At 33.8% G+C, this 10731-nt stretch carries 10 protein-coding genes; 2 read left to right on the top strand and 8 right to left on the bottom strand.

Annotated elements, in window-relative coordinates; translation table 11 throughout:
* Positions 1 to 880: 880 nt before the first annotated feature.
* Positions 881 to 1423 carry an aspartyl-tRNA synthetase gene (locus tag V7112_RS18045; RefSeq protein ID WP_335422402.1) on the bottom strand — a complete coding sequence of 181 codons (543 nt, stop codon included), beginning with the start codon at positions 1421 to 1423 and terminating at the stop codon, positions 881 to 883.
* 361 nt (positions 1424 to 1784) lie between these two features.
* Positions 1785 to 2567, bottom strand: a complete 783-nt coding sequence (locus V7112_RS18050; protein WP_335422404.1) for a class I SAM-dependent methyltransferase — start codon at positions 2565 to 2567, stop codon at positions 1785 to 1787.
* Positions 2568 to 2775: 208 nt separating this feature from the next.
* Between V7112_RS18050 and V7112_RS18055 the strand changes: the two genes are divergently transcribed.
* Positions 2776 to 3288, top strand: coding sequence for a DUF3231 family protein (locus tag V7112_RS18055; protein WP_335422421.1), 513 nt, complete (start codon positions 2776 to 2778; stop codon positions 3286 to 3288).
* A 317-nt stretch (positions 3289 to 3605) separates the two neighbouring features.
* Entirely contained in the window at positions 3606 to 4310 is a 705-nt protein-coding gene (locus tag V7112_RS18060) for a YwaF family protein (protein WP_335422406.1), read from the top strand.
* A 383-nt stretch (positions 4311 to 4693) separates the two neighbouring features.
* Here V7112_RS18060 and V7112_RS18065 read toward each other — a convergent pair whose 3' ends face one another.
* The 6 genes from V7112_RS18065 to V7112_RS18090 all read right to left on the bottom strand — a co-directional run bounded on the left by V7112_RS18065 (position 4694) and on the right by V7112_RS18090 (position 10653).
* Entirely contained in the window at positions 4694 to 5575 is an 882-nt protein-coding gene (locus V7112_RS18065) for an aminoglycoside phosphotransferase family protein (protein ID WP_335422408.1), read from the bottom strand.
* Positions 5576 to 5802: 227 nt separating this feature from the next.
* Positions 5803 to 6417 carry a GNAT family N-acetyltransferase gene (locus V7112_RS18070; RefSeq protein WP_335422410.1) on the bottom strand — a complete coding sequence of 205 codons (615 nt, stop codon included), beginning with the start codon at positions 6415 to 6417 and terminating at the stop codon, positions 5803 to 5805.
* A gap of 203 nt (positions 6418 to 6620) precedes the next feature.
* Complete coding sequence (locus V7112_RS18075) at positions 6621 to 7067, bottom strand: DUF3995 domain-containing protein (protein WP_335422412.1); 447 nt, start codon at positions 7065 to 7067, stop codon at positions 6621 to 6623.
* Positions 7068 to 8127: 1060 nt separating this feature from the next.
* Positions 8128 to 8652, bottom strand: a complete 525-nt coding sequence (locus V7112_RS18080; protein WP_335422414.1) for an AAA family ATPase — start codon at positions 8650 to 8652, stop codon at positions 8128 to 8130.
* A 322-nt stretch (positions 8653 to 8974) separates the two neighbouring features.
* On the bottom strand, positions 8975 to 9730 hold the full coding sequence (locus V7112_RS18085; protein WP_335422416.1) for an SDR family oxidoreductase: 756 nt from the start codon (positions 9728 to 9730) through the stop codon (positions 8975 to 8977).
* Positions 9731 to 10071: 341 nt separating this feature from the next.
* Positions 10072 to 10653, bottom strand: a complete 582-nt coding sequence (locus tag V7112_RS18090) for a HEAT repeat domain-containing protein (RefSeq protein ID WP_335422417.1) — start codon at positions 10651 to 10653, stop codon at positions 10072 to 10074.
* Positions 10654 to 10731: the final 78 nt, after the last annotated feature.

The following is a 10731-nucleotide window of genomic DNA, read 5'->3' on the forward strand; positions in this document are numbered from 1 at the left end:
TTTTTGGGGTCACTTCATCTTGGTCTATCGCATACAATTACAAATCCTCTTCCAGAATAGCACCCTATTCTGAAAATCCATTTGAAGTTTTATAAATTTTTAGTATGCAAATATCAGCTTCTTTTTGATTGAGTTTTCCATGGGTAGAACGCTAGGTTTAGCAATATCCATTGGAATATAGTAAGGAATACTCCAATTTGATCGAGTATTTTGTAATTATCAAAAAATCTTAGGATAATGAATTGCAGTGGCAAAAGGCAGATGAAGAGAATTAATAGATTGCGATTTAATTTTTTCCATGAAGGGGAATGATGGGAATGTTTCGACCTTATATCCCGAATAATCCATACGCAAGATAGAGATAAAAAAAGGATATCGAAAGGAAAAATGACCTTACCTATGGAAAAATCTACTCCTAAAGTATTTCCTTTGATATGGACTGTTTCTGAAGAAAAGAACCATGATCCCGATTCAATGACTAAAATCATAAACCATATTAATAATAGCCAACGAATTGGCTTGCGAGTGTTTCTCCATCCCAAAATAACGACCGTGGTCATTAGGGCAGTAAATAGTAATAAAAGCCAATACTGCCCACTTACTCCTGTTCCGGCTATCCCCATCCAACCTGACCACGAATAAGAAGGTCCATCGAATATGCCTCTTATTGTAGGCAGCCAGTATGTAAACCCACTGAGTATCACATAAATCAGTATTAAATGTAATAGCTTATCTGGTTTATATTCCATAACAAATCACCTCGAATGAATTTATTAATAAAATATATTCAAATCAAGTTGTTAGTAAGACATAAACATATTGCACATTACGTTAACACAGATCCAGGTAGTGTTTAGCTTAATTGCTGAAATATTTGTTATTAAAAAACAATTGTATCCAGTTCTTCATCAGTGGATTTATCTAATAGTTTGATTTCCCCACCATTTAAAGGTTGGTCACTTTCAAAATACCAGATATACAGTCCCTCTAAATGAAATTTTTCTAATTCAGCAGGAGGCAGCATTTCTAAATTTAATATGCGGGCCTGATTTTCTCCTATTTGGATAAGTCGTTCATCACCGTGCTTAATTAAACCATAGACTAGCTTCTCTCCGTACCCTTGATAACCACTCAATTTTTCATAGTTTCTTGCAAAGTCCATTGGACTCCAAGTAAGCGTATCTGCTTTCCATCCAAAGATCCCCTCTTGGACATAAGTAGCTCCTACATTGTTCGTATCTTTTATAAAAAAGAAGAGTGCTTTACCATTGCTCTTATAGCCAGGTATCAACACTAAATCATGATCAATTGCAAATATTGCCTCTTGAGGTTCAGAATAGGAATCTGATTTCTCCGACATAATCCAGATAATAGATATAATGATAAATATAAAAACTACTGAAACTAGAGATCTCTTTTTCAATCAAGTACCTCCCCTACAAAAAACTAATACTCTATTCAATAGACTTCTTAAATAATCCTGCAAAAACTACACATCATAGTCAAAAATAAGATGATGATACTCTCGATTTAAATATATTGGGAGGAATGTAAATGAGACTTATTTTTGTTGCCATCATTAGCGCGCTTATTTTTGTAGCTCCCTTTTGGCAAATGCTGCTTCAATAAAGGAACTACCGGTAACCCAATCCTCTGACCACTGGAAAGTAACACTTGGAAAAGCTGAGATAGATGAAGTAAAAGAGGAGAAAGATGTTTACAACCAATACGGTATTGATATTAAAAACATCGGTAGCGACACATATTTGCTTCGACTAAATAATTCAATCAATATTAGTCTTTATAGCTCTTGTTGCGATAAAACATTTTATGTATTTATCTAATGGTCTACGCCCACCAAAGTCATCTTCATATAAACCATTGAGGACAAAGCCTGCATCAAATTGTCCTTGAATTTGATCTTCTAATGTATGTCCAAATTCAATTGTTTTATTGGCTTTAATATATTCTTCAATCTCTTTTTCTTTCAGATTATCCAAGGATGATGATGGAATAGAGTTTTTGACCACTAAATTCCCCTTGATATCTTCTTCATCATCAAAAATAAATAGAAGTGGATTTGTAAAACCAGAAATAAGGACTCCTTTATCTTTTAACACTCGTGATGCCTCTTTCCAGACTGGATGAATATTTTTTACAAAAAGATTTGAAACAGGATGTACAACCATATCAAATTCCCCATCCGCTAAACCAGAGAGGTTAGACATATCACCTAGAACAGTTCTTAATTTCAATCCATCACGTTTTGCAACAATTTCATCCTGTTCCAATTGTTTTTTGGAAATATCGACAACAGTAACATCGGCCCCTGCTGCTGCTAATACTGGACCTTGTTGACCCCCACCAGAAGCTAAACATAGAATTTTTAGTCCTTCCAATGATCTCGGAAACCAACTTCTTGGTACTGGTTTTCCTGCTGTCACGGTAATCTCCCAATCACCTGCTTTACTTTTTTCAATAATTCCCTTAGAAACAACCCTTGTATAAACCGATTGTTCTTCAACTTTTTTATCCCAAGCAATACTATTCTGCTTAACAGTATCCATAGACAACCCCTCCCATTTTAAATCAACATATTTACCTTAAAAGGATAACATATAATCGTCTGTTTTTTCTGATTACTATTAAACTGCCCCGTTAGTTGAATAAATTACAAAAGAAATAATGAATTAATAAGCAACGGATTGAGAAACATAAAAACATGTGCTTTGAAGAAAGGTGGCACTAATTATGAAATTAATTAGGAGGATTACAATGGGAATTTTAAGCGGAAATCCAACAGATGAACCGATGCACTACGGGGAAGTATTTAGTACATGGTCGTTTTTACTAGCAGCTAAAGGGGCAATTGCAGGTTATCAAACTCACCTAAACCATGCAGGTGATGAGGATTTACAGAAATTACTTGAGGAAGCCATTCAGGGTGGGCAACAAGAAATCAAACAGATTGAAACTTTATTAAAAGCCAATGGAATTGGATTACCTCCAACACCTCCTGAGCGACCTAAAGCTTGCTTAGATGACATTCCAGTCGGAGCACGCTTTGCAGACCCTGAAATAGCTGCTATGCTTACTGCGAGCATTGCAGCAGGATTAGTATCGTGTAGTACAATTATGGGACAATCCATTAGAGAAGATATAGCTATGATGTTTGGACAGTTCCATATTCAAAAGGCAACACTTGGAGCTAAAGTTCTACGACTAAATAAAGAAAAAGGATGGTTAATTCCACCACCATTACACCATTATAAAGCTGAAGATTGTTAGTCAATTTAAAACTGGAAAAAGGGATCAGAACATTTAATCTGCTCCCTTTCTTAATGTAACCTGCGATGTTACCTAAAGTGTACTCTTTCACAATGTCAATAGAGTAACCAATAATAAACGTTAAAATTGCACCTGAATGAAGAAGATTATTCATTTTATACTGTAAAATTTTTACCACTATTGCAACAAAAGCTAGACATTTCTTATTGCAAAAACACTATGACCCCATGAGTTACTTAATTTCATTTATTATCGGATATAAACTCATAAAAAAGCACATCTTATGCTTGATAAGACAAAGTAAAGGTGGCAAATAGATGTTTTTTGGTCCGAGTAATATCTCTTTAAAGTTCAACTTATTTTCAGAAAGTCATTTAGTGATTTTGATGCTATTCATTCTAATTATAGTCGCACTTTTCCATTATCGTTATCAATTGAATGATGACAAATGGAGAAAAGCTGAGATTGGAGTAGCCATTTCTTTGATTTTATCTGAAATGATCTATCACTTTTGGATGGTCCAAAATGGAATTTGGAAAGTCGGAAGATCCTTGCCGTTAGAGTTGTGCAATATCGGACTCATACTTTGTGTAATGTTATTGCTGACAAGAAAAAAAATATTCTTTGAAACACTATTTTTTATAGCCCTATTTGGTGCTACTCAAGCGATCTTAACTCCTGCATTAACTTACAATTTTCCACACTTTCGATTTTTTCATTTTTTCTACACACATATGATGGTTGTATGGGTGATCTTATTTTTCATGTGGGCGAAGGGATATTATCCAACTTTCAAATCCGTAATAAAGCTAATTATCTTCCTCAATCTACTTTTACCATTAATCTTATATGTGAACAAACGCAGTGGTGGGAATTATTGGTATTTGCGTCACAAACCTGATAGCCTCAGTCTTTTTGATTTGTTAGGTCCTTATCCTTGGTACATTTTTACGTTGGAGGGTTTATTGTTATTACTTAGCTTTGGAGTATGGCTAATATTTAGACGAGGAGAGTTCTGTTAGGGACCTTTCGCATGTTAGCGATTGATTAGGAATATTTCAATTAAAACTTACCTCTGTATTCTCCCAACCACCAATGGAAGATCGTTTTACCTATAAAATGGATTTTTTTATCCATTGTTCCATTAAAATTCCCGATTGCGGAAGTTCATCTAATAGCCCCTTATTAGAAGTAAAGCACCCGTTCGTAATATTAGGTTAGCCAGATTTTTCTGGTTGACCTATTTTTATATGGTCTTATGATAACGGGTCGGGGTAGAACGTCGCACCCGTGGGAAACAATCTTGTTAGCTAAACTGTTCACCCCCTACTTGTATAAACATGTTTCAGGTTGGTTGGGACAAGGAGATCCCGTTTAGTGCAATAAAAAATTCTATTTTCTTGATTTATCTTTCAGTTTCATAATCATTCAGGATTACTTTTATAATATTAAATGATTCATCTGCGATTATTTTGTTCGATTGTATATTAGAATTGTAGGTTATTAAAGCCTTCCATAAAGCCCAACCTCTTGCTCTATTCCAAGTTCCTTCATCAAAATTTAATGCATTCTTAAATGTCTTTCTGCTACTATCATCAAAAAAAGTCCAAGCCATTGCAGCATCACAAGAAGGGTCACCTACACCTAATATTCCAAAATCAATAACGGCACATAATTTACTATTTTTTATTAATAGATTTCCAGGTGCTATGTCTCCGTGGACCCAAACTGGTTCACCACACCATTTTGAAGCTAAAGCCAATTCCCAAATTTCTTTCAATAAGTGTTTATTAAAAGTATTTATATTATTAATGGCATCTCTACACTCATCATCGTATATTACAATATCTCCGCCTCTATAAAAATTGTGTTCCCCAGCTAGGGGACCCCCACTGGAATCAATAGATTGTAATTCTACTAAAAAATTCCCCAAATCATTTGCAAACTCATTTAAATCATCTATATTTTCTAAAGTTAATGTTGCTCCATCCAGCCATTTGTTAACGGACCAAGGATATAGGTAATCCTCACTTGGTTCTCCTTTAGCTAATGGTTCAGAAATAGGTATGGAAAGATGCTTGGCTAAAATGGGTAACCATTTTTGTTCTTTTTCAACTTGAGGTACATAGGCTACATTACTTGGTAACCTCACGCTCATACTTTTGCCTAAGTGAAAAGTTCTATTATCATTTCCACTTTTCATGACAGGCTTGATTTCTAAATTAGACCACTCTGGAAATTGGCTAGTTATTAACTTCGAAACTAAATCTACATCAATTTTTATCATTTAATTCTCCCTTTAATTTGATTTCAGTTAATATACCATATCCTTTACAGACTACTTATTTCACTAACCTGCACTTTAGTTCAATAACTTCAACAAAAAGGTGCATTAATCCTTCTTGGATCAACGCACCCGAACCATTACTTTCATTCATAACTGGAATGCTACCCAGTTAAAAGGCTGTGTATAAAAAAGATTGATCAAAATGGAGTTTCTTTTATAATAAGGCCTTATTTTTTCACATATTTCAAAGCCAAAAAATGATTTATTCCAATTTTTTTCGCTACCTTTTTTGGAACAGCCTTCCGTTTATACTCCTCAAAACCCATCTTTTTATATAAATTCATTGCCGGAGTATTCGTATCAGCAACTTCTTCAATAACGTAATTGTTGTACGTTGTATTTTCGAAAATATGCTGGATGATTTGAGATGCTACGCCCTGTCCTCTGAATTCAGGAGCTGTTCCAACAAACTCGACTGACCCAGTATTTGGAGGGAAGTATTCATAAGGAGTTTCAAATTCCTTTTTTAAAAAGATTCCTGCCATGCTTCCCTTGAAGAAACCTAAGTGCTTTCTCAACTCTTTTTTATTTAATCTTACCGATTTTTTTGTTCCATCTGTACATGCCGTAACTCCAGCAATTTTTCCATTTGCTATAGCTACAAAAAATTGATCTAAAATAAACATATGAGCAAAAGCCTTTGCAATAACGTTTTTATCTTTAGAAAAAAAGACAAGCCATTGTGTAAAGCCTTCCGCAAAAATTTCAGACATTTGCGTCCTTACATCTAAATCAACTTCATCGGCTTTTACAATTAGAAACTTATTACCTTCAGATTTCATATAGCATATTCCTTTCATTTTTTAATGAATGAATACATTTTCAATATAAATTCATACGATACATCGTCAAATTATATTCAGCAATCCCGCCATATACTCCAATAATAAAGGTGACATCTTCTTTCTGAAGAAAAGCACCCGACTATGGAATTTCGTTCCAAAAAAGTTTATTAAGACATAATTATTATTGAGGTAGAAAATTCTTATCTTTTAACAGTGAAAAAGTAAAACACACCACCTGCCATCCAAAATGGTTCCCAAAACGCTAATCTCCAGAAAGTTGCATAAGAATCTAAGTCAAAATCTAAAATATCAAACACACTCATTAATATTGTTATGAAATTCAATAATCCATATAAGAAAATTAAAACTCCTACAATTTTAGTGATGTAGTAAAGCATTCTGGTTATTATAGGGTTTCTCCATTGAACAAAAAGCATCAACAATAATATTACGCCAAGTAATTTAATGAAACCGGTAATCCATACAATATTAATGAATGTTGGGTTAGGGTTTATAGCCATATCATACACAGCTCCACCTAAGGATCTAACACCAACCATACCGCCAGCAGCCCAATAGAAGCTCATACTAGCAAAGATAACTGTCCAAACAATCCCCAACGTAATAAACAAATAGTTGTTTCTCAACAAAGTAACACCTCCCAATTTCGTTTTTATGCTCTACATACAGTAATAACTTCAGCATTTTACAATATATGAAAGGGTGCCAAAAGGATATATAACATAAGATATCAGTAATTTATATGGTTCCTATCATTCAACTCTTGCTTTTTCAAACCTTAATACTGGTCTGCAGTATTTGGCCCCGTTTGTTGAATACAGTTAAATAATACTCTTCAACAAACCTGCACCGTTAGTTCAATAAGTTCAACAAAATTAAGCGATAATCCTTCTTGAACTGCACCCAATAGTTTAGTAGAAACCTTCACAATATCAAAGTTACTTTAGAGGAATGGTTTTACCATAAATGATAAAGAATATCTAAAAAAGGAGGAGGAGAGAATGATTCCTAATTTGATCCGAATAGGTTTACTACTCATTTCATGGATCTCTATTATATTTTTACCTAAAAGTGCATTTCGTAAATACTTGCCTGTTTCCATTTTTTGCTCCTTGCTGGTAATATGCGCCTGCTTTTTATCTTATAGGTATAGGTGGTGGAGAGTTAAAGGGGGGATTGTAGAACTCATTTTTATGGATTTAAGTTTTATTTATGGTCCATTTTTTGCAGGTACAATGTGGATATTTCATTTAACGTTTGGCAATTTTAAACGTTACCTTCTTTTAAATTTAATCTCGAATTTAAGTTTATCGTTCCCACTTACTTATATTTTTGAAAAGTTTAACGTCTATAAATTAGTTAATTTTAAACGTATACATCTTTTTTTATTTTACTATGGATATTCTTTTATCATTTATGGATACCAACTGTTGATAGAGCGTTCCAGAAAAATATATAATTGGTCTCCTGTTAAGTTTTAAGGAACATTCAAATAAGGAGCTTGTAAATCAAGCTCCTTATTTGAGTTTATCTACCTCGACATATTTCAGGGAATTGAACTTAGGTTCCCTCTTATACTAAACTTCTCCGTTACTTGAATAAGAAAAATGCCTTGCATTCTTGTTGAAGCAAAGCACCCGTTAGTTCAATAAAAATTTTATTCTAACACTACAAACAATAAACTTTTTATGTTGACTCTATTACAACTTCCCCTTCTTGTGAAGGTACTTCAAATCCGTTTAAGTAAGAAATTAACGTATTTTCGGTGATTGGAAAAGCTGCATTTGCATCAAATCTTTTACTCCGTCCTATCAACCGTTGGCGAATAACTTCAGGACTAACTTTCAAATAAATAAGTTTCCATTCACCACCAGCTTCTTCAATCAGCTGTTTGTATTCAACTCGTTTGGCTTTTTGCCAAAAGCTAAAATCAATAACAACCTTTCGTTTATCCTGAATAAGACTTACCAATTGATTACGAAGTCTCCTCTCAGCTTCAATTTGATAATCGCTATATTTCTCAGCAGGATAATCTATTCCATAACGTCCATTAACCTGCCAGATTTCTTCATCAATCGATAGACGAACAAACCCTTCTTTTTCCAACTGTTGTGCATATGTAGTCTTCCCTGAACCTGCGATACCACACATCATTATAATTAATGGATTTGAAGTTTTTTGATTTATAATTTCCCTTAATTTTTCTCTCATCCTACCACCCTTTATGAATTTCTAAATTTCTAGTATTAAAACTTACATTGATTATTAAATTAACCTGCCCCGTTAGTTCAATAACTTTAACAAAAAGGTGCATTAATCCTTCTTGGATCAACGCACTCTTTTGTTTAAAACTCATTTAATAAGTTATCCCTTTATTAGAAAAAACATCTATTTCATATTTTGTTAAATCCTCTTAAGATAAGTTATCTTCTAAGTATTACTCGACATTTGGTATATCAATTTTATCATAGACATCTATCCAAATTACAGAAGCCATCCAATTTATATATATATTTTACCGATATTTTCCATTTCAACTCCGATAAAATCCACCTTCCGAATGGATAATCTGTCCTGTTATCCAATTTGCATCTTCACTAGCAAGAAATGCAATAATGCGTGCAGCATCTTCTGGCAGTCCAATACGTCCCATTAAGAACTTAGGTAGTAGGTGTTTTTTTATATCTTCCGTCATCCAATTTGAATCTGTTGGTCCTGGGTTAACTGCATTTACTGTTATACCTAATTGTGCTAGCTCAGCTGATAATGATAATGTAAAGGATGAGATTGCTCCTTTTGTTGCAACGTAAGCTAAATTCCCTGGCATGGGACCAAGATCTTGACCAGATGTTAAATTAATGATGCGTCCCCACATTTGATCTTTTTTCCGAATGCGACGAGCAAACTCAACAGAAAGAAGACAAGTCGCTCTAACATTTACATTGTAATGTTCATCTAGTGTCTTTGCATCCAATTCCATATATCCTGAATCTACTGAATGTGCTGCATTATTGATTAGTATTGAAGGAAAACCAAATCTTTTTGAAACTTCATCAAATAAGAATAGGTGAGAATCAATCTTGGATAAATCAATTTCTAATCCCTCACATCGAACTCCCATTTCCAAAATCTCATTTTGAAATATATGTTCCCACTCAGAATCAGAGTTCCAATAAGTAAAAAATATATCTACACCCTGAGAAGCTAACTTACGACATACAGCAGCTCCTATTCCTGTTTGGTTACTTACGCCTGTGATAATTGCAATTTTATCTTGTTTACTAGTCATTAATAATCCCTCCGAATAAAGGGACCTATGATGATGTTATTAGAGATGTTGATTTCCCAAAACAACAAAAAGCAGCTACAAAGGTAACTGCTTAGTATATGGGGCATTTATAATTCCACACCATGTATCCCTTGAATGATTAAAAGTAGACAGACCACACCCATAATTATTATGGAATAAACACTCTGTCTCTATCCAGTTAATTAATCATTACAAGGTTTTCCACATATAGAATCTAGATTCCCCTCTCATAACATCTCTAATTTTGATATTAACAGAATACTTAATTAAGTCAAGGATTGTCACTAAGCTAAAGCACCCGTTTGCTGAGTAAGGATTATTTACTCTTTGTTTATTTTTTCAAGTTTTGATATTGCCCTTTTAGCAGTATTTCTAATCCAAGTTACTTCGTGATTCACGAATGGCTTTATATGTGTTATTAACTCAGGTTCTTTAAATTTTGAAAGTGCTGATAGTGCGTGTCCTTGGACATCTTTATCCTCTAATAGTTCCAGCAAAACAGGAATTAGCTTTTTGTCTTTAAATTTGCCTAGTCCATCAACAATCATTTGCCTTGCCGTACCGTGTTTCTTATCTGTTGCAATCTCCAAAAGGTCATTTAATGAACTTTTATCGAGAATTAAGGATAATGAATTACCAATTGCCCATTTGTAAGTGTTATTAGACGAGTTTATAAATTCATTGATTAACGGTTTAGAGGCAGCATTGAATCCCTTAACACCCAGGCACCTTACCAAAAACTCCTTATGATTAATGTAAGTAATTTGCGATAAGTGTCTTAGTATAATGGGAATGACATCTTTATTTGTATTATCTATTTTCTTCAATTCTTCAATCGAAAAAATACTATATCCTAATTCCCTTACCTCTGAAATAAGTAGATCCTTGTTTAATTTCTCCACCCTTTCTACCCCTATCTAAACAATGCTTTATATATATATGATTTTACCACTTCTAATTCAACTAACCTGCCCCGTTCG

Origin of the sequence: Bacillus sp. JJ1566 (genome assembly GCF_036962685.1) — a bacterium.
GTDB lineage: Bacteria > Bacillota > Bacilli > Bacillales > Bacillaceae_L > Ferdinandcohnia.